Here is a 19000-nt window from a genome sequence, read left to right on the forward strand (position 1 = left end):
GAATAGGAGCCGGGGCCTCATCTACAGGGCAGTCTTTTCGACTTCGCAGCCCGCCTGGCTCACCGGCTCCTTGCGATGGGCGGTAGCTAATCACCCATCAACGAGAGATACAAGCAGCCCGCTTCGAGGGCGGCACCTTCGGGCTGTGCCAAGGCCTGTCGCGGTCAGAGCCCGCTGCTACGGATGCCGTACTCCGTAGCAGTCCGCTTCGAGGGCGACACCGTTGGACTGTGCCAAGGCCTGTCGCGGTCAGAGCCCGTTGCTACGGACGCCGTGCTCCGTAGCAGTCCGCTTCGAGGGCGACACCGTCGGACCATGCTAACCTGTCGCGGTCAGAGCCCGCTGCTACGGATGCCGTACTCCGTAGCAGCCCGCTCCGAGGGCGACACCTTCGGACCGTGCCAAGGCCTGTCGCGGTCAGAGCCCGCTGCTACGGACGCCGTGCTCCGTAGCAGCTCGCTTCGCGAGCGAGCGGAATTGGCACCGACTTTCGTTTGTCGCCGCTAAGCACTACCCAGCATTGAAATAAGCATCATCATGCCGCTGAGTACCAGCAGGGCGCTGGCGATATGGCGGAACTGCTCCCGACTGATCCGCTTAAGTGCCGCTTGGCCGAGCCGGTTGCCGAACACCGCACCTATCCCCAACAACACCCCCAGCGCCAACCAATGGCCGATATCAGGCAGGAACCAGAGATAGCCGGCCAGTTTGCTGAGCTGCATCAGCAGGGTGCTGATCGCCTTGGTGGCGATCATCTCCTCCTTCTCCACCCGGTAGTTCAGGTAGAACGGGTTCATCACCGGGCCGACCGCGCCGATCAGCGCCGACAGCAACGCGGTGGCGAAACCGGCCGGCAGAAACCAGGCCAGCCGCATCGGGAAACTCAAGCGGCCCTTGAACAGGTAGTCGTTAAGTCCGTTGACGATCAGGAACAGCGCCACCAGTCCGCTGAGCCAGGGCAGGCTGATCCGGCTGAACAGCCAGCTGCCGAGCAGCGCGCCGCTGATGATGCCGGGCAGCAGCCAGGCCAGGATCGACCAGTTGACCTGTTGCCGGTACAGCCAGCCACGGTGCAGGGCGCCGATTACCGAACCGACGCAGAGTACCGGGGCCACCAGGCGCAACGGCAATACCAGGTTCAACAGCGGAATGCTCAGCAGCGCACCGCCGCCGGCGGCCAGCGAACTGAACAGCCAGCCGAGGGTGCCGGCGGCGATCAGGATCAGAGCGGAGGCGAGGGTAATTTCAAGCATCGGCGCAGTGTATCCCAAGGCGGCGGCCGAGGGCAGGAGTCCTGATCAGACTTGCAGCCGGATGGCGACAGGATAGGGGAGGCCTCATGAACCGGAAAAGCCGCTGCCTGCTATCTGTCCCGTGTTCCGCTTCGATATCGCTTGCCGCTCTCCGAAGGGGCATAAAATTGACTAGGCTGTAGTGGCGATCCAAAGAAGGAGTGCCGCGATGGGGCAACCGGCGACAGGGTTTCTGGCCAGGGCCGACTTGCAGCGGTTGATCGAGCTGATCCGGGCCGACGGCTACCGGCTGCTCGGTCCGCAACTGCGTGACGGCGCGCTGCAGTTTCTCGAACTGGAATCGACCGACCAGCTGCCGCGCCGCCAGCAGGCGGAGCAGGCACCGGGCTATTACCGGCTGCAGACCAGCGAGTCGGCGCGCTGGTTCGATATCGTCAACGGCCCCCAGGCATTGAAACCGCTGCTGTTCGCGCCACGTGAAACCCTCTGGCGGTCCGAACAGCGAGCCGACGGCACGCTCTGTTTCCAGCCCCCCGAGCGCCCGTCACAGCCGCTGGCGCTGCTCGGCGTGCGCAGTTGCGATCTGGCGGCGCTGCAACTGCAGGACCGCCACTTCCTGCGCGATGACCTGGCCGACGACGCCTACGCCGCCCGCCGTCGCGGCCTGCTGCTGGTGGCGGTCAACTGCAACGCACCGGCCGACACCTGTTTCTGCGCCTCCACCGGCGACGGTCCCAGCGCCGAGCAGGGCTACGACCTCTGTCTGACCGAGCTGGACCACGGCTTCCTGCTGCAGGTCGGCAGCGAACGTGGCCGGCAGCTGGCCAACCAGCTGCCGCTGAGTGAGGTGACCGAGACGATGCTGCAACAGCAGGCCGACCAGCACCAGGCGGCGGTGGCCTGCCAGTCGCGCCGGCTGCCGGTCATCGCCGCCGGCGATCTGCAGCAGCGCCATGCGCATCCCCACTGGCAGGCGGTGGCCGAGCGCTGCCTGGCCTGCGGCAACTGTACCCAGGTCTGCCCGACCTGTTTCTGCCACCGCGAGCAGCCGCTGGCCAGTCTGGAGTTCCGCTATACCGGCCAGCAGCGCGAGTGGGACTCCTGCTTCGGCGACGGTCACGCCTATCTGGCCGGCTTCCAGGTGCGGCCCGATATCGCCAGCCGCTACCGGCAATGGCTGACTCATAAACTGGACAGCTGGCAGCAGCAGTACGGCCGTAGTGGCTGTGTCGGTTGCGGACGCTGCATCAGCTGGTGCCCGGTGGGGATCGACCTGGTCGTCGAAGCCGACGCCCTGATGAAGGAGCCGCCATGCAACTGAATCCGCAACTGCCGGTTAGCGCCGAGGTGATCGACCGAGTGCAGGAGTCGCCCAGCATCTTCACCCTGCGCCTGCGGCTGGTCGATCCGCAACAGCAGCGGGCCTACAGCTTCCAGCCCGGCCAGTTCAATATGCTCTATCTGTTCGGCGTCGGCGAGGTGGCGATCTCGATCGTCTCCGACCCCCAGGACGAAACCCTGATCGACCATACCATCCGGGTGGTCGGCCGGGTCACCGAGGGATTGGCGAAACTGCAGCCGGGCCAGCAGATCGGTCTGCGTGGGCCGTTCGGTCGCGGCTGGCCGATGGCCCAGGCGCAGGGACGCGACCTGCTGATTGTCACCGGCGGGCTGGGCTGCGCGCCGGTGGTGGCGGTGATCAACTACGTGCTGCTCAGGCGCGAGCAGTTCGGCCGGCTGACCATCATCCAGGGGGTCAAGCATGCCGACGACCTGATCTGGCGTGCACGTTACGACTACTGGAGTCGGCTGCCCAATACCGAGGTGCTGATCGCCGCCGATCAGGGCGGGCCGCTGTGGCCGTTTCACCATGGCCGGGTCACCGACCTGCTGGAACGGCTGGAGCTGGTGCCGGCGCGCAGCATCGCCATGCTGTGCGGGCCGGAGGGGATGCTGAAGGCGGCCAGCGAGGGGCTCCGCCGGCAGGGGTTGGCCGGTGACGATATCTACCTGAGCATGGAGCGCAATATGCAGTGCGCGCTCGGTTTCTGCGGCCACTGCCAGTACGGCGCCGATTTCATCTGCCGCGACGGGCCGGTATTCAGTTACCGCCAGATCGCCGACCGGCTCGGCCGGAGGGGCGTCTGATGGCCGACATGATGACCGACAAACCCAGGGTGGCGGTGCACAAGTTCAGCTCCTGCGACGGCTGTCAGCTGGCGTTCCTGAACATGGGCGACGACCTGCTGACGTTGCTGGCGCAGCTGGAGGTGGTCCATTTCGCCGAGATGGGGGTGGTCGACGAGACGGCCGAGGCGGATATCGCCTTTGTCGAGGGCAGCGTGTTTACCGCCCATGACCGCGAGCGGATTCAGCGGATCCGCCGGCAGAGCCGCTATCTGATCACCATCGGCGCCTGCGCCACCAGCGGCGGTGTGCAGGCGCTGCGCAACTATGCCGACGACGGCGCCGACTGGTGCCAGGCGATCTACGCCAGCCCGCAGTATATCGACAGCCTGGCGACATCGACGCCGATCCGCCAGCACGTCAAGGTGGACTTCGAACTCTGGGGCTGCCCGATCAACTCGCGCCAGCTGGTGGCGCTGTTCAATGCCCTGCTGCGCGGTGTGAAGCCGGCCGAGCAGAGTGAGAAGGTCTGCCTGGAGTGCAAGCGCAATCTCAATGTCTGCACCCTGGTGGCCAGCGGCCAGCCCTGCCTGGGCGCGGTCACCCGGGCCGGCTGCGGCGCGCTCTGCCCCCGTTTCGGCCGCGACTGCTACGGTTGCTACGGCCCGTCGGAGCTGCCTAACGCCGCCTCGCTGGGCCGCTGGTTCGAGGGGATCGGTTTGAGCCGCGCGGCGAGCCGGCGCCGCTTCAAACTGATCCACAGCACCGCCTTTGAAGCGCAACACCGCAAGGAGGCCGACGATGGCGCGCAAAGTTGATCTCAATGTGCCGATCCTGGCGCGGGTCGAGGGGGAGGGCGCGCTGGAGCTGAAGATCCGCAAGAAGCGGATCAAGAAGCTGCAGTTGCGGATCTACGAACCGCCGCGCTTCTTCGAGAAGTTCCTCGAGGGGCGCCACTACGACGAGCTGCCGGACCTGGTGGCGCGGATCTGCGGTATCTGCCCGGTGGCCTACCAGACCAGTGCGGTCAACGCCCTGGAGAGTCTGTTCGGGGTCGAGGTCGGCCCCTGGGTGGCGGCGATGCGCCGGGTGCTCTATTGCGGCGAGTGGATCGAAAGCCACGCGCTGCATATCCACCTGCTGGCGCTGCCGGACTTTTTCGGTTACGACAGCGGGGTGGCGATGGCCAGGGACTACCCGGAGCAGATCGGGCGCGGGCTCAGGTTGCAGGCGCTGGGCAACGACCTGATGCGGCTGCTCGGCGCCCGCTCGGTGCACCCGGTCGGTATCCGGGTCGGCGGCTTTCACCGGGCGCCGGACCCCGGCGAGGTGGGGCGGATACTGGAGCGGCTGCACGCGGCGCTGCCGGAGGCGGCGCAGATGGTGCAGTGGCTGGCCAGTATCGAGCGGCCGCGCTATCCGCAGAGCTTCACTTCGGTGGCGCTGCGCAGCCCGCAGGGCTACGCGATCGACAACGGCGCACTGGTCAGCAGCGGCAGCCTGGCACTGAAGCCGGCGCAGTACCCGGACCATTTTGAAGAGTTCCAGGCGCCGCACTCCACCGCGCTCTGGAGCCAGCTGCATGGCGAGCCCTATCTGGTCGGTCCGCTGGCCCGCTTGAACCTCAATGCCGGCCAGTTGGCGACCGACTGCGATTGCGCCTTGAATGGAACGCTCAGCAATTTTCCGTCGCAGGATATGTTCGACAGCATGCTGGCGCGCGGTATCGAGATCTGCTGGGCGTTGAGCGAGGCCGCCCGCCTGCTGGAAAGCTACCAGCTGCCGGATCGGCCGGCCGTCGAGGTGCAGCCGCGTGCCGGCGTCGGTTGCGGTTGGAGCGAGGCGCCGCGCGGCCTGCTGTGGCACCGCTATGAGCTGGATGGCGAGGGCCTGGTACGCAGTGCCCGGATCGTGCCGCCGACCAGCCAGAACCAGGCCCGCATCGAGCAGGACCTGCACCATGCGCTGGAGGCATACGGACTCGACCGACCGGTGGCAGAGTTGCGTCAGCTCTGCGAGCAGGTGATCCGCAACTACGACCCCTGTATCTCATGCGCCACCCATTTCCTGAACCTCAAATTGGATCGGCCATGACAAAGATTATCGCGATCGGCTCGCCCCACGGTGATGACCGCTTTGGCTGGGTATTGCTGCAACGGCTGGTGGCCGCCGGTGTGCCCGCCGGCCTGGAGCTGACCGCGTTGGACCGGCCCGGTCCCGGCCTGCTGCAGCAACTGTCGCCGGAGCGGCCGACGCTGCTGGTCGATGCGGTCGATGCCGGCCTGCCGCCGGGGCAATTGCTCTGGCTGACACCCGATCAGCTGCCCTCGGTCGCCGCATCAACGGGCGACAGCCATGGCATCGGCCTGCTCGACTCGCTACAGTTGGCGACGGCGCTGGGCAAGCCGTTGCCGCCGCTGCAACTGCTGCTCTGCCAACTGCAACAGGTGCAGCCGATGGCGGAGCTGAGTCCGGCGATCGAGGCGGCGCTCGAGCCGGCCTGTGCCCAGGTCGAGCAATGGCTGACCGCCAACAACCGGTCTACTGAGTAGGAAACCTGCCGTGTATAAATTGTGCTTTTTTGTGCCCGACGAAAACCTTGATGCGGTCAAGCGTGCGTTGTTCGACATCGGTGTCGGCAAGATCGGTGATTACGACTGCTGCTGCTGGCAGACCCGGGGGATCGGCCAGTTCCGGCCGCTGGCCGGCAGCAACCCGCATATCGGCCAGCAGGGCGAAGTGGAACAGTTGACCGAGTGGAAGGTGGAGATGGTCTGCGCCGATGACCGGATCGCCCAGGCGGTGGCGACCCTGAAGCAGGCCCACCCCTATGAGGAGGTGGCCTACGACGTCTGGCGGCTGGCGGAGTTCTAGGGTAGAACTCCACCCGCTTCAGGCCCTCTGCGGCCGGCGTAGCTGGTATAACCGGTCGCCCCAGAAAAACAGTGCCAGGCCGGCGATGATCACGCTGGTGCCGGCCCAGACCCTCGCCGTCACCAGTTCATTGTTGAGCCAGCTGCCGAGCATCAATGCGAAAACCGGCGTCATCAGGGTGACCAGTGCCACGGTGCTCGGCGGCAGGCGGCTCAGGATGTGGAAATAGCTGACGAAGCCGACCAGCGATCCGAATATCGCCAGATAGAGGATCGCCCAGGGTGAATGGCTGCTGAAATCCAGTGTGGGCGCTTGGCCGTCGAGCAGCAGCCAGAGCGCGCCGTAACAGGGCAGGCTCATGATCAGCGCACCGACCGTCTGGGACAGCGGGTGGATATCCAGTGCCTCCCGCTTGATCAACACGCCACTCAGGCTGAACAGCACCACCGCCAGCAGCAGCAGCGCGAAGCCGGGCCAGCTGTCGCCATTGACGGTGGCGCCGTCGAGAAAGATCCAGCCCAGCCCCGCCAGACCGACGGCACAGGCCAGCCAACGGTGCGCTGCCAGCGGTGCTTCGCGCAGTAACGGCTGGGCGAGCAGGGCCGAGATCACCGGCGACAGGCCGAACACCACCGAGATTAGACCCGAGGGGATGTAACGGACTGCCACATAGGTGGCGCTCATGGCGCCGAATATCCCCAGGGTTGCGTAGCCATAGGAGCGCAGCGCGCTGCGGTGCCATGGCAGCTCCAGGCGCAGTGCGCGTACCAGCAGCCAGCCCAACAGCGCGGCGATCGCCATGCGCAGCCAGGCGGCCATCAGCGGGTGAACGGTTTCACTGCTCCAGGCCACGCCCAGCGGGGTGGTGGCCCAGATTACCAGTACAGCCAGATAGGCGGTTGGTACGGACATCTGTGTCGCTCCTTGTCGCTCATGAGAACTCCCTGTTTCCGTCGCTGGCGCAGCCTCCCCGGCCCATAAATAAAGAGGCCGCAGGCGGGAGCGCTGCGGCCTCGGAAACCCGGTTACTGACTGGAACCGGTCAATTCCCGACCGCGGACGGCCGCAGCCAGCGGGCCACTGGGGCCTGCAGGACGGTTGCAGCAAATCGGTGGTAGGGACGATGAATCATAAGGGTTTCCAATTCAGTGAACTCGCATCATGCGCCCGTTCTGAAGCTGCGGTCAAGCATAGGGGCTGAACGCTGGCGATGGCGCTCGGTTGCCGCGACTCGCATGGCAATCAACAGTCCTGCGGGCTTGCACCCCGCCAAGCGCCAATATGCTGTTATCAGCTTGCAGCTTGCAGCTTGCAGCTTGCAGCTTGCAGCTTGCAGCTTGCAGCTTGCAGCTTGCAGCTTGCAGCTTGCAGCTTGCAGCTGTGAATAACCGGGTTATCCACGGCTTCTGTGGGTAACTTGTGGGGTAACGTGGGAGTAACCTTAGAATAGCTGTCGCCACCGCCCGTTTTCGGGCACTACGGCTTTGCTGGTGGATTTTTCAGCATCCGCTGAAAATGCCTCCAGGCCCCATATGTCAAGGGCCTTCGCCGATTGTTCCGATGCTTTTCCGATGAGCCGTCAAGACTTGATTTGTAGTTTTTTTACATGAATTCGACATCCGGATGTCATCCGCTTGTTAACAGCGGTACCGGAAATCGATCCTGTTGGGCAGGTTTTAGAATGGGGCTGTGGATAAGCTGTGGTTTAAAGCCTGTGCCAGGCACAGCTTTGCATCAGCCGACGATGCTTATTCAGACGGGGATTATCCTGGCGCGATAGCAATGCGTAGAACCGCGCGCGTGCTGGGAGTGAAACGTCCGGCAACAACTTGGCAGGCCTTCAGCGCGTTGGCTTTAGCGGTTGCGGTGGATCTCGACGTGGCGGGTCGGGAATTCGCCCCGCTTGCGGTCCTCGAAATAGAACTGCAGGGCATTGCGGATCGTCTCGAACGCCAATTCGTCCCAGGGGATCTCCGTCTCGTCGAACAGCGCCACCTCCAGCGACTCCTCGCCGACGCCGAATTCGGGGCGGGCCAACTGGGCCAGGTACAGCATCTGCACCTGGTTGACGTGGGTGATCGAGGTGACGGTATACAACTGCAGCAGTTCGACCTCGGCGCAGGCCTCCTCGCGGGTCTCGCGGCGGGCGGCGTGCTCGACCGTTTCGCCGTTTTCCATAAAGCCGGCCGGCAGGGTCCAGAAACCGTAGCGCGGTTCGATGGCGCGGCGGCACAGCAGTACCCGGTCGCCATGCACCGGCAGGCAGCCGGCAACGATATTGGGGTTCTGGTAGTGGATGGTGTTGCAGGCGCTGCAGACGTGGCGGGGCCGGTTGTCGCCCTCGGGGATCATCAGCTCGACCTGGCTACCGCACTGGCTGCAGAATTTCATCATCTATCCTTTCTAAGAGCCTGTTCACGATCTTTTGCCTGCTGCGACGGAGGCTCTTTTCGCGCAGTGCAAGAAACGAGGAGCGTAGTGTACTTGCTGTACATAAGGGACGAGTGACGCAGCAATGCGCGAAAAGAGCCCCGTCCCTTCGGGTTGTGCCGCAAAAAGCACCATACGGCGTTGCTCGACGCTCATTTAGAGTAACTAAACGTCGCATCTCGTGCCTTGCCTGGCGCTCTTTGCGGCGACAACGCAATTGGCACAAGATCGTGAACAGGCTCTAAGGCGTTTGCGGCGGGCCCGTTGCTGGCAGGGTTTGCCCGGTCGTTGCCCGCCCCTGCCATTGTAGAGTCAGCCACGGCTCGACAACAAGTAACACGGACTGACCATTCGGCGCTCAACTTTTCGCCAGACCCTAGGTATGATCAGGTAAGTTCAGTAGTTAAATCAGAGATATGATTCGCCAACTCAGAGAACGCGTACAACAACATCAGCCGATCCGCTTTCGCAGCGACGGTCAGAAAGCCGGCGTGCTGGTGGCGCTGACTGATCACCCCGTCGATCCCGAAGTGATCCTGACCCGCCGTGCCGCCAAGCTGTCCACCCACAGTGGCGAGGTGGCGTTTCCCGGCGGCAAGCATGATGAGACCGACCCCGACCTGCTCTATACCGCGTTGCGGGAGGCCCAGGAGGAGGTCGGCCTGGCGCCGGAGCTGGTCGAGGTACTTGGTCCGCTCGGCCAGGTAATGTCCAAGCACCGCCTGCAGGTGACCCCCTATGTCGGTATCGTGCCGCAGCAGGTGGAGCTGGAGCCGAATCCCGGCGAACTGGATGCGGTGTTCCGGGTGCCGGTCAGCTTCTTCCTGGAACAGCAGCATTTTCGCACCCACAGTATCCGCTCCAATGGGCTGATACATGAAGTTCCCGCCTGGCGCTATGAGGAGTTCCTGATCTGGGGGCTGACCGCCTATGTGCTGGGCGAGCTGATGAACCTGGCGTTCGACGCCCGGATACCGCTGCGGGCGCGGCCCGAACATCGTGACTTGGCGGGCTGAGCCCCTGCCGGCGCGCGCAACAGGATAACGGAAGGAGAGGCAGCGATGCTGTATTCATTGGAGGAGCGGCGGGTCGAGCTGCTCGGCAGCGAGCATTACGTGGCCGACAACGCCACGGTGATCGGCTCGGTTCAGCTGCACGATCGCAGCAGTGTCTGGTTCAACGTGGTGATCCGCGGCGATAACGACCTGATCGTCATCGGCGAGGGCAGCAACGTGCAGGACAGTGCGGTACTGCATACCGACCCCGGTTTTCCGCTGACCCTGGGCCGTGACGTGACCATCGGCCACCAGGCGATGCTGCACGGCTGTACGGTCGGTGACGGCTCGCTGATCGGTATCGGTGCGGTGGTATTGAACGGCGCCCGTATCGGCAAGGGTTGCCTGATCGGCGCCAACGCGCTGATCCCGGAGGGGATGGAGGTGCCGGACGGTTCGCTGGTGGTCGGCTCGCCCGGCAAGGTCAAGCGCACCCTGAGCGACGAGCAGCGGCAGGGCTTGATCGACAACGCCTATCACTATGTCGAGAATATGCGCCGCTATAACCGCGGTTTCCAGATTCAGGAGTAATGGGTGAACGAACAACCGGTCCGCAGTCCCTGCGTCAGCGTCTGTGCGCTGGATGAGAATGATATCTGCATCGCCTGCCACCGCAGCGGCATCGAGATCGCAGAATGGGGCGTGCTCAGTAATGAACAGAAGCGCGACGTGATGCGCAAGGTGGCCCGTTGCGAACGGGGTGAGGAGGTGCGTTGATGCACGTGATGATCGATCTCTGCGTGGTGCCGATCGGCGTCGGCCTGTCGGTGTCCGAGCATGTCGCCGCCTGCCAGCGGGTGTTCGAGGAAGCCGGCCTGGCGCACCAGATGCATGCCTACGGCACCAATGTCGAGGGTGACTGGGATGCGGTGTTTGCGGCGGTCAAGCGCTGCCACGAGGTGGTGCATCAGATGGGCGCCGCGCGGATCAGCAGCTCGATGCGGATCGGTACCCGCACCGACCGCGAACAGAACATGGCCGACAAGGTACGTAGTGTCGAACAGAAGCTGGGCCGCAAGGTGCCGGACGACACCTATATGCCTTAAGTAAGACGGGAGTTTACAGTTGTACGTTAACAGTGGCTCGGTAAGGCTCGCTACTGTCAATTTCCAACTGTCAACTCACCACTGTTAACTCATAACTTTTCCGTCAATCTTCCTCGTCGGCGCCGGCCGATTCCAGCACCGTGATCCGTACGGTCTTGATCAGGTTGTCGTTGATCTGCAGGGTTTCGATCCGGTAGTTGTCCAGCTGCAGGCAGACGTTGGCGTCCGGGATCGCTTCCAGGGTTTCGGTGATCAGGCCGTTAAGGGTTTTCGGGCCGTCGGTCGGCAGCTGCCAGTCCTGGGCCTTATTGACTTCGCGGATATAGGCGCTGCCGTCGATAAAGTAGCTACCATCCTCCTGCGGATGGATCCCCTGGCTGTCTTCGCGGTTCTGCGCCGACAGTTCGCCGACGATCTCCTCTAGAATATCTTCCAGGGTGACGATGCCGAGGATGTCGCCGTACTCGTCGACCACCAGTCCCATGCGGCGACTCTGCTTCTGGAAATTGAGCAGCTGGGTCTGCAGCGGGGTGCTCTCCGGCACGAAATAGGGCTCTCGGATCACCTGCATGATTGCCGCCTTGGTGACCTTGCCGGTATGGAAAATCTGCGCCAGGTTGCGCATGTGCAGCAGGCCGACCACCTTGTTCAGGTCGCCTTGGTAGACCGGTAGGCGGGTGTGATCCGACGCGCCGAGCTGCTGGATGATGGTGTCGATATCATCTTCCAGGTCGATACCGAACACCTCATTACGCGGGATCATGATGTCTTTAACGGTCACCTCGGACAGCTCCAGTACGCCGAGCAGCATCGACTGGTTGGTCTGCGGCAGCAGCGCGCCGGCCTCGTTAACCAGGGTGCGCAGCTCTTCGGTGCTGAGGTGGTGGCTGTTGCCCTCGTTGACCTTGACGCCGAACAGCCGCAACAGGCTATTGGTGATGCCGTTGACGATCCAGACCAGCGGATAGCTCAGTTTCAACAGCGGCTGCAGCAGGAAGCTGGCCGGAAAGGCGATCCGTTCCGGATGCAGTGCTGCCAGGGTTTTCGGGGTGACCTCGGCGAATACCAGGATCACCAGGGTCAGCGCCGCGGTGGCGATGGCGATACCGGCGTCGCCCCATAGGCGAACCGCCAGTACGGTGGCGATCGAGGTGGCCAGGATATTGACGAAGTTGTTGCCGATCAGGATCACGCCGATCAGCCGGTCCGGGCGCTCCAGCAGTTTGCTGGCCTTGCGGGCGCCACGGTGCTTTTTCTTAACCAGATGCCGCAACCGGTAGCGGTTCAGCGACATCATGCCGGTCTCGGAACTGGAGAAGAAAGCGGAACAGAATATAAGGAAACAGAGAATGCCTGATAACAGGCCTATCGATGCGTCTTCCAAGACAAGTGAACCTTAAGATATGGGCGAGTTGGCATTTTTAATTGCACCTGGGGCCCTGTCAAGGGAAACGCTCAAGGGGCGTGCCGTGCTGATCATCTCCGGCTTCAGTTGAGCGGACAGCTACCGCCGCCGCAGCGGGCGCCCATCTGGCAGGGGCGGTTGTTGTCGCCCAGGCTGCCGCTACGCACGACCTGGCCGCCGGTGGCCAGCTTCTCGACCGGACTGTCCGGCGGCGTATCGCCCACCTCCAGTCCGGCCTGTTCGCACAGTTCACCCCAGCTACTGAGTTGTTCGCTGATGCGGTGACGGACCTCTACCACCCGGTTGTTGGTCGGACAGCGGTAATCGTAGGTCGGCATGGCAGGTCTGCTCCGGTTATTGGCTGCGCAAGAACAGTTCCAGCACGATCTTGGAACCGAAAAAAGCCAGCGCCAGGGTGGCGAAGCCGCCGATGGTCCAGCGGACAGCGGTGCGGCTACGCCAGCCGAACAGCGTGCGACCGGCCAACAGTACCGCGTACAACACCCAGGCAATCAATGACAGTACGGTCTTGTGCAGCAGGTGCTGGGCAAAGAAATCCTCGAAGAACAGGAAGCCGGTCAGCAGTGCGCCGGTCAGCAGCGCCAGGCCGGTGCCGAGCATCTCGAACAGCAGCTGTTCCATGGTCTGCAGCGGCGGCAGGGTAGCCACCAGGCCACGGGTGTGGTGATGCTTCAGCGCCCGTTCCTGCTGTTGCAGCAACAATGATTGGAGCACCGCGATGGTGAAGATGCTGTAGGCCAGGATCGACAGCAGGATGTGACTGATCACCCCGGCGCTGTAGGGTTTGGCAGCGCCGCTTTCCGGTATCAGCAGGTCGACCAGGGCGGTTGCTGCGGCCATCGGGAACACCCCCAGGTAGAGGTTGTCGATCGGTTGGCGCAGGCTGCTGAGCAATACCATGCCGGCGACCAGCCAGCCGATCAGCGAGGCCACGTTGAACAGGCCGAGATCGAGCCCACCCTGATGGTGTAACTGGAGATAAAGGCACAGGGTGTGCGACAGCCAGCCGATCGCGCCCAGCCATTTGGTGGTCTGCGACTGTGGCCGGGAGTTTTGCAGAATCTGCCATTGCATGCCGGTGGCAATCAGATAACAGGCCACTGCCAGCAGGGTAAAAAACGTCAGCATTGATCCTCCAGAGCCCGTGGTCCGTGCGGCCGGGCCGATTCCTGAGCGGCCTAGTGTGGCATATTTCGCTGGGGCGTGGAATGGGCCGGCGGCGCTGTGAGTGGAACCGGTGCTGTTGTATACTGTCGCGTTATTCCGAACCATTCTCAGGCCCGGCAGCGCCTTCGCGCCATTCGGGGCAATCAGCAGAGAGTACGCATGTTTGAGAATCTTACCGAACGGTTGACGCAGACGCTGCGCTCCGTGACCGGTCAGGCCAAACTGACTGAAGACAATATCAAGGGAACCCTGCGCGAAGTGCGCATGGCACTGCTGGAAGCCGATGTGGCGTTGCCGGTGGTGAAGGAGTTCGTCAACAGCGTCAAGGAACGTGCTGTCGGCCAGGAGGTCAGCAAGAGCCTGACGCCGGGCCAGGTGTTCGTCAAGATCGTCAACGAAGAGATGGTCAAGGTGATGGGCGAGGCCAACGAGGAGTTGGATCTGTCCGCCCAGCCGCCGGCGGTGGTGATGATGGCCGGCCTGCAGGGTGCCGGTAAGACCACCTCCGTGGCCAAGCTGTCGCGTTTCCTGCGCGAGCGCAAGAAGAAGAAGGTGCTGGTGGTGTCGGCCGACATTTACCGGCCGGCGGCGATCAAGCAGCTGGAGACCCTGGCGGCCGAGGTCGAGGTCGATTTCTTCCCGTCCAGCGCCGATCAGGATCCAGTCGATATCGTCAACGGCGCCATTAAGCACGCCCGTATCCAGCACCACGACGTGCTGCTGGTCGATACCGCCGGCCGTCTGCATGTCGACAGCGACATGATGGACGAGATCAAGCGGCTGCATCAGGCGGTCAAGCCGGTCGAGACCCTGTTCGTGGTCGACTCCATGACCGGCCAGGACGCCGCCAACACCGCCCGTGCCTTCAACGATGTATTGCCGCTGACCGGTGTGATCCTGACCAAGGCGGACGGCGATGCCCGTGGCGGTGCCGCGCTGTCGGTGCGCCATATCACCGGCAAGCCGATCAAGTTCATCGGTGTCGGCGAGAAGGTCGACGCACTGGAACCGTTCCATCCGGACCGTGTCGCCTCGCGGATTCTCGGCATGGGCGACGTGCTGTCGTTGATCGAGGAAGCGGAACGCAAGATCGATCAGCAGAAAGCGGAGAAATTCGCCAAGAAGATCCAGAAGGGCAAGGGCTTCGACCTGGAAGACTTCCGCGAACAGATCCAGCAGATGAAGAACATGGGCGGCATGATGGGGCTGCTGGACAAGCTGCCCGGCATGGGTCAGCTGGCCGAGGCGGCCCAGTCGGCCAACGCCGAGAAGGGGATCGTCCAGATGGAGGCGATCATCAACTCGATGACCCCGAAGGAGCGTCGCAACCCGGATATCATCAGCGGTTCGCGCAAGAAGCGTATCGCCAAAGGGTCCGGCACCCAGATCCAGGACGTCAACCGCCTGCTCAAGCAGCACAAGCAGATGTCGAAGATGATGAAGAAGTTCTCCGGCAAGGGTGGCATGAGCAAGATGATGCGCGGTATGAAGGGAATGTTGCCGCCGGGCATGGGCGGCGGTATGGGCGGGCCGGGCGGTGGTCTGCCGCCGGGCATGGGCGGTGGCGGCTTCCCGTTCAAGAAATAGCAGCCAATCGGCCAATATCTGGCTAGGTTTTGGTCGGAATAGGCTTCTAAAGGGCGGCGGATTCGCGTAGAATTGCCGCCCTTGATTTTATTCGGCCCGTTTCGGGGCAGGTCTCAGGGCCGTCCCCGGTACGGTAATTCAAACAGTGGGCGATGCCAAAACCCACTCAATAAAGGGATCTAACGCATGGTAACTATTCGTTTGTCTCGTGGCGGCGCTAAAAAGCGTCCTTTCTATCACATCACCGTAGCTGACTCACGTAACGCGCGTGACGGTCGCTTTATTGAGCGTGTGGGTTTCTTCAACCCGCTGGCTCGTGGTCAGGAAGAGCGTCTGCGCCTGAGCCTGGAACGTGTTGAGTTCTGGCAGGGCAAAGGTGCTCAGCTGTCTGACCGTGTCGCTGACCTGGTTAAACAGGCTAAGAAAGCAGCTCAGTAAGTGGTGCGGGTCGGGATATGAGTGATATGTCTTCGGATAAATTGACTGTTCTGGGTCGTATCACCGCCGTCTATGGCATCAAGGGGTGGGTGAAGGTCTTCTCGCACACCCAGCCGATGGAAAATATCCTGGACTATTCGCCGTGGTTGCTGAACCTCGATGGCCGCTGGACGGAAGTCAAGCTGGCTGAGGGCAAGCGTCATGGCAAGGGCATCATCGTCAGGCTGGCCGGTGTGGACGATCGCGATCAGGCGCGCAAATACTGCAACCTGGATATCGCGGTTGAACAGAGCCGTCTTCCGGAACTGGAAGAGGGCGACTACTACTGGAGCCAGCTGGAAAAACTGAGCGTTTACACCCTGTCCGGCGAATTGCTGGGCAAGGTGCATCACCTGATTGAAACCGGCTCGAATGATGTGCTGGTGGTTAGAAAGTGTGCAGGCAGCATCGACAAGCGCGAGCGTCTGATCCCCTATCTGCCTGATCAGGTGATCAAAGAAATTGACTTGGAAGCAGGTACCCTGCGGGTCGATTGGGACCCGGAGTTCTGAACCGTGTGGTTCGGTGTGGTGACACTGTTCCCGGAGATGTTCGAAGCGATCAAAAGCTACGGCGTCACCGGACGGGCAGTTCGCAACGAGCTGGTTGCGATCGAGAGCTGGAATCCGCGCGATTTCACTCTGGATAAACACCGCACCGTCGACGACCGGCCGTACGGCGGCGGTCCCGGCATGCTGATGAAGGTGCAGCCGTTGCGCGATGCCATTCATGCAGCGAAGCAGGCCGCGGGCGGCGATGCCAAAGTGATCTATCTGTCACCGCAAGGTCGCAAGCTGGATCACGCCGGCGTTCAGGAACTGGCAGGGCATAGCAAACTGATTCTGGTCGCCGGGCGCTACGAAGGTATCGACGAGCGCCTGATCGAGACCGAGATCGATGAGGAGTGGTCCCTCGGGGACTTTGTGCTGAGCGGCGGCGAGCTGCCGGCGATGACTCTGATCGATTCCGTCTCCCGGCTGGTTCCCGGCGTACTCGGGCACCAGGATTCGGCGGCGGAGGATTCGTTTTGCGAAGGCTTGCTGGACTGTCCGCACTACACCAGGCCGGAACAGTTCGACGGCATGCAGGTACCTGATGTACTGCTGAGCGGCAACCACGAACAGATCAGGCGCTGGCGCCTGAAGCAACAGTTGGGGCGGACCTGGCAACGCCGGCCGGACCTGCTGGAAAACGTGGAACTGACAGCCGAGCAGCAGGCTTTGTTAACCGAATATATCCGCGAGACCGAGACGTCTGGCGGCTAAATACTAGGATTAGGAGCGAGCGATGAGCAGCAAAAACCTGATCATTCAGCAGATCGAAGCTGAACAGATGAGCAAAGAAGTGCCGGCATTCGGCCCGGGTGACACCGTTGTTGTTCAGGTTAAGGTAACTGAAGGCAACCGTACCCGTCTGCAGGCGTTTGAAGGTGTGGTTCTGGGCAAGCGTAACCGCGGCCTGAACTCTGCTTTCACCGTCCGTAAGATCTCTCACGGTGTAGGTGTAGAGCGTACTTTCCAGACTTACAGCCCGACCGTTGACAGCATCACTGTCAAGCGTCGCGGTGACGTTCGTCAGGCTAAGCTGTACTACCTGCGTGAGCGTTCCGGTAAGTCTGCACGTATCAAAGAGAAGCTCGGTTAAGCCTCTCTTGCGATGCATTGAAAAAAGCGGCCATTGGCCGCTTTTTTTGTGTCTTTCGTCCGGCGGTGGATTGCTATAGCGTTAGTGCTCGATAAAAACAGAGCGCAACTTGGGAGTATGCGTGGCTAGAACCGCTGCGCTGCAGCCGGCCGAGGCCGATCTGCGGCTGATCGAACAGTATCTGGACAGTATCTGGATGGAGAAGGGGGTGGCCGAGAATACCCTGGCCTCCTACCGGCGCGACCTGTGTCACTTCGCCTGCTGGCTCAACCAGCATGGTGATGGGCTGCTGGATGTCGGCCGGGAGACCTTGCAGGCGCACCTGGCCTGGCGGGCCCGGGAGCTGCTCAAGGCCAGTTCGACCGCCCGGTTGCTCTCCTGTCTGCGCGGTTTCTACCGCTATGCGCTGCGCGAAAACTGGCTGGCGCAGGATCCGACCTTGCGGGTCGACAGTCCGAAACGTGGCCGGGCATTGCCGAAGACGCTGACCGAGCGGGATGTGGAGGCACTGCTGGCGGCGCCCGACCTGTCGACCGAGCTGGGGCTGCGAGACCGCACCATGCTGGAGTTGCTCTACGCCGCCGGTCTGCGGGTCAGTGAGCTGGTCGGTCTGACCCTGTCGCAGCTGAACCTGCAGCAGGGGGTGGTGCGGGTTGTGGGCAAGGGTGACAAGGAGCGGCTGGTACCGTTGGGCGACGAGGCGATCGGTTGGTTGCAGCGCTATCTGCCGCAGCTCGATCCGCGCCTCAGCGGCGAGGTGCTGTTCCCGGGGCGGGGTGGCCGGCCGATGACCCGGCAGACCTTCTGGTACCGGATCAAGCAGCACGCGCTGACCGCCGGCATCGACAAGCCGCTGTCCCCCCATACCCTGCGGCACGCCTTCGCCACCCATCTGCTGAATCATGGCGCGGACTTGCGGGTGGTGCAGATGTTGCTGGGTCACAGTGACCTGTCCACCACTCAGATATATACTCATGTCGCTCAGCATCGCCTGCAGGCGTTGCACCGCGAACACCATCCGCGCGGTTGAGGAACTTTGGCCGCGACTCCGCATCGAACAGTCAATCCGTACTCTAACCGGAATTATAAAGAGAGTAATCATGCGTAAAACATTGTCGACCGCCCTGCTGCTTGCGGGGATCACTGCCAGCCTGCAGGCGGCCGCGAGCGCCGAGGAGACCATCGTCGCGCAGTTGCAGAAGGTGAACAAATCGATTCCGGTGGTCTCGGTGGAGCCAGCGCAGATGCCGGGCATGTACGAAGTCACCCTGGGCAGCGGCGAAGTGCTCTATGCCGACCCGAAGGGGGAGTACTTCGTGGTGGGCCAGATGTACCGCTACAGCGACCAGGACGGCTTCGTCAACCTGACCGAGAAGAAGCTGGCCGCCCAGCGGGCCGAAAAGCTCAAGCAGGTGGCTGAAGAGGACATGGTGATCTTCGCGCCCGAGGGCGAGGTCAAGGCGACGCTGAATGTGTTTACCGATGTCGATTGCCCGTACTGCCGCAAGCTGCACGAAGAGGTGCCGAAGCTGAACGAGATGGGTGTCCAGGTCAACTACCTGGCGTTCCCGCGTGCCGGCTTCGGTTCGCCGGCCTACAAGAAGATGAACTCCATCTGGTGCGGTGAGCCGGGCACGCGCACCGAACTGATGACCAAGGTGAAAACGGGCCAGAAGATCGAGGAGCTCGATTGCAAGTCGCCGGTAATGGAGCAGATGGCGCTGGGCCAGTCGGTTGGCGTGACCGGGACACCGGCGCTGCTGCTGGAGGATGGCACCCTGGTGCCGGGCTATATGCCCGCCGCCCGCCTCGGTGCCATGCTTGGCATAGAATAACTTTCTGAAAATGAACGGAAAAAAGGAGGATTTTGTCCTCCTTTTTTATTGTCTGTGGGCGATAGAGCTGAAAATGCGA

The 19000-nt window shown here is 62.5% G+C and carries 23 protein-coding genes; 17 read left to right on the plus strand and 6 right to left on the minus strand.

The genetic code is table 11. From position 1 onward, the window contains the following. Positions 1 to 503 precede the first annotated feature (503 nt). Positions 504 to 1253, minus strand: a complete 750-nt coding sequence (locus K6T12_RS05945; protein ID WP_222220458.1) for a sulfite exporter TauE/SafE family protein — start codon at positions 1251 to 1253, stop codon at positions 504 to 506. Between the two features lie 208 nt (positions 1254 to 1461). Here K6T12_RS05945 and K6T12_RS05950 point away from each other — a divergent pair, with 208 nt between their 5' ends. Genes K6T12_RS05950 through K6T12_RS05975 form a run of 6 tightly spaced genes read left to right on the plus strand, consistent with a single transcriptional unit; the run spans position 1462 to position 6254 of the window. After that, the gene (locus tag K6T12_RS05950) at positions 1462 to 2574 is read left to right on the plus strand and encodes a 4Fe-4S dicluster domain-containing protein (protein ID WP_222220460.1); all 1113 of its coding nucleotides are present in this window, start codon (positions 1462 to 1464) and stop codon (positions 2572 to 2574) included. Continuing rightward, a complete protein-coding gene (locus K6T12_RS05955) occupies positions 2565 to 3401 on the plus strand; it encodes an FAD/NAD(P)-binding protein (RefSeq protein ID WP_222220461.1) in 837 nt (278 codons plus the stop codon). The genes K6T12_RS05950 and K6T12_RS05955 overlap by 10 nt, the downstream gene beginning before the upstream one ends. Continuing rightward, positions 3401 to 4198 carry an NADH-quinone oxidoreductase subunit B family protein gene (locus K6T12_RS05960; protein WP_255611594.1) on the plus strand — a complete coding sequence of 266 codons (798 nt, stop codon included), beginning with the start codon at positions 3401 to 3403 and terminating at the stop codon, positions 4196 to 4198. The genes K6T12_RS05955 and K6T12_RS05960 overlap by 1 nt, the downstream gene beginning before the upstream one ends. Further along, a complete protein-coding gene (locus K6T12_RS05965; protein ID WP_222220463.1) occupies positions 4182 to 5474 on the plus strand; it encodes a Ni/Fe hydrogenase subunit alpha in 1293 nt (430 codons plus the stop codon). Before K6T12_RS05960 ends, K6T12_RS05965 begins: the two co-directional genes overlap by 17 nt. After that, entirely contained in the window at positions 5471 to 5932 is a 462-nt protein-coding gene (locus K6T12_RS05970) for a hydrogenase maturation protease (protein ID WP_222220465.1), read from the plus strand. The genes K6T12_RS05965 and K6T12_RS05970 overlap by 4 nt, the downstream gene beginning before the upstream one ends. A gap of 10 nt (positions 5933 to 5942) precedes the next feature. Continuing rightward, positions 5943 to 6254, plus strand: a complete 312-nt coding sequence (locus tag K6T12_RS05975) for a Nif3-like dinuclear metal center hexameric protein (RefSeq protein ID WP_222220467.1) — start codon at positions 5943 to 5945, stop codon at positions 6252 to 6254. An 18-nt stretch (positions 6255 to 6272) separates the two neighbouring features. On the opposite strand, the gene K6T12_RS05980 is transcribed toward K6T12_RS05975, so the two are convergent. Both K6T12_RS05980 and K6T12_RS05985 read right to left on the minus strand, forming a co-directional pair. Beyond that, complete coding sequence (locus tag K6T12_RS05980) at positions 6273 to 7166, minus strand: DMT family transporter (RefSeq protein WP_222220469.1); 894 nt, start codon at positions 7164 to 7166, stop codon at positions 6273 to 6275. A gap of 942 nt (positions 7167 to 8108) precedes the next feature. Then, positions 8109 to 8645 (minus strand): NUDIX hydrolase, encoded by a 537-nt coding sequence (locus K6T12_RS05985; protein WP_222220471.1) that lies wholly within the window; start codon positions 8643 to 8645, stop codon positions 8109 to 8111. A gap of 455 nt (positions 8646 to 9100) precedes the next feature. Here K6T12_RS05985 and K6T12_RS05990 point away from each other — a divergent pair, with 455 nt between their 5' ends. From K6T12_RS05990 to K6T12_RS06005, 4 genes are read left to right on the plus strand one after another with little or no spacing between them, the layout of a single operon-like run. After that, positions 9101 to 9700 (plus strand): CoA pyrophosphatase, encoded by a 600-nt coding sequence (locus tag K6T12_RS05990; RefSeq protein WP_222220473.1) that lies wholly within the window; start codon positions 9101 to 9103, stop codon positions 9698 to 9700. A gap of 45 nt (positions 9701 to 9745) precedes the next feature. Next, a complete protein-coding gene (locus K6T12_RS05995; protein WP_222220475.1) occupies positions 9746 to 10270 on the plus strand; it encodes a gamma carbonic anhydrase family protein in 525 nt (174 codons plus the stop codon). Positions 10271 to 10273: 3 nt separating this feature from the next. Then, on the plus strand, positions 10274 to 10456 hold the full coding sequence (locus K6T12_RS06000; protein WP_222220477.1) for a DUF1289 domain-containing protein: 183 nt from the start codon (positions 10274 to 10276) through the stop codon (positions 10454 to 10456). Beyond that, on the plus strand, positions 10456 to 10785 hold the full coding sequence (locus K6T12_RS06005; RefSeq protein WP_222220479.1) for an MTH1187 family thiamine-binding protein: 330 nt from the start codon (positions 10456 to 10458) through the stop codon (positions 10783 to 10785). The genes K6T12_RS06000 and K6T12_RS06005 overlap by 1 nt, the downstream gene beginning before the upstream one ends. A gap of 103 nt (positions 10786 to 10888) precedes the next feature. Here the strand turns inward: K6T12_RS06005 and K6T12_RS06010 are convergent, their stop codons facing one another. The 3 genes from K6T12_RS06010 to K6T12_RS06020 all read right to left on the minus strand — a co-directional run bounded on the left by K6T12_RS06010 (position 10889) and on the right by K6T12_RS06020 (position 13339). Next, positions 10889 to 12169, minus strand: coding sequence for an HlyC/CorC family transporter (locus K6T12_RS06010; RefSeq protein WP_222220481.1), 1281 nt, complete (start codon positions 12167 to 12169; stop codon positions 10889 to 10891). A gap of 104 nt (positions 12170 to 12273) precedes the next feature. Then, a complete protein-coding gene (locus K6T12_RS06015; RefSeq protein ID WP_222220483.1) occupies positions 12274 to 12528 on the minus strand; it encodes a zinc ribbon domain-containing protein in 255 nt (84 codons plus the stop codon). A 16-nt stretch (positions 12529 to 12544) separates the two neighbouring features. Beyond that, on the minus strand, positions 12545 to 13339 hold the full coding sequence (locus tag K6T12_RS06020; RefSeq protein ID WP_222220485.1) for a cytochrome C assembly family protein: 795 nt from the start codon (positions 13337 to 13339) through the stop codon (positions 12545 to 12547). A gap of 198 nt (positions 13340 to 13537) precedes the next feature. Here K6T12_RS06020 and ffh point away from each other — a divergent pair, with 198 nt between their 5' ends. The 7 genes from ffh (at position 13538) to K6T12_RS06055 (ending at position 18921) form a co-directional block, all read left to right on the plus strand. After that, positions 13538 to 14965, plus strand: a complete 1428-nt coding sequence (gene ffh, locus K6T12_RS06025; protein ID WP_222220487.1) for a signal recognition particle protein — start codon at positions 13538 to 13540, stop codon at positions 14963 to 14965. 186 nt (positions 14966 to 15151) lie between these two features. Further along, complete coding sequence (rpsP, locus tag K6T12_RS06030) at positions 15152 to 15403, plus strand: 30S ribosomal protein S16 (RefSeq protein WP_222220489.1); 252 nt, start codon at positions 15152 to 15154, stop codon at positions 15401 to 15403. Between the two features lie 17 nt (positions 15404 to 15420). Beyond that, on the plus strand, positions 15421 to 15954 hold the full coding sequence (gene rimM, locus K6T12_RS06035; RefSeq protein ID WP_222220491.1) for a ribosome maturation factor RimM: 534 nt from the start codon (positions 15421 to 15423) through the stop codon (positions 15952 to 15954). 3 nt (positions 15955 to 15957) lie between these two features. Further along, on the plus strand, positions 15958 to 16707 hold the full coding sequence (gene trmD, locus K6T12_RS06040; protein WP_222220493.1) for a tRNA (guanosine(37)-N1)-methyltransferase TrmD: 750 nt from the start codon (positions 15958 to 15960) through the stop codon (positions 16705 to 16707). A gap of 22 nt (positions 16708 to 16729) precedes the next feature. Further along, positions 16730 to 17086, plus strand: a complete 357-nt coding sequence (rplS, locus tag K6T12_RS06045) for a 50S ribosomal protein L19 (protein WP_222220495.1) — start codon at positions 16730 to 16732, stop codon at positions 17084 to 17086. Between the two features lie 121 nt (positions 17087 to 17207). After that, positions 17208 to 18116 carry a site-specific tyrosine recombinase XerD gene (gene xerD / locus K6T12_RS06050; RefSeq protein WP_390879079.1) on the plus strand — a complete coding sequence of 303 codons (909 nt, stop codon included), beginning with the start codon at positions 17208 to 17210 and terminating at the stop codon, positions 18114 to 18116. Between the two features lie 70 nt (positions 18117 to 18186). Continuing rightward, on the plus strand, positions 18187 to 18921 hold the full coding sequence (locus tag K6T12_RS06055) for a DsbC family protein (protein ID WP_222220497.1): 735 nt from the start codon (positions 18187 to 18189) through the stop codon (positions 18919 to 18921). Positions 18922 to 19000: the final 79 nt, after the last annotated feature.

The organism is Marinobacterium arenosum, assembly GCF_019795155.1.
In the GTDB taxonomy this organism is placed as follows: domain Bacteria; phylum Pseudomonadota; class Gammaproteobacteria; order Pseudomonadales; family Balneatricaceae; genus Marinobacterium_C; species Marinobacterium_C arenosum.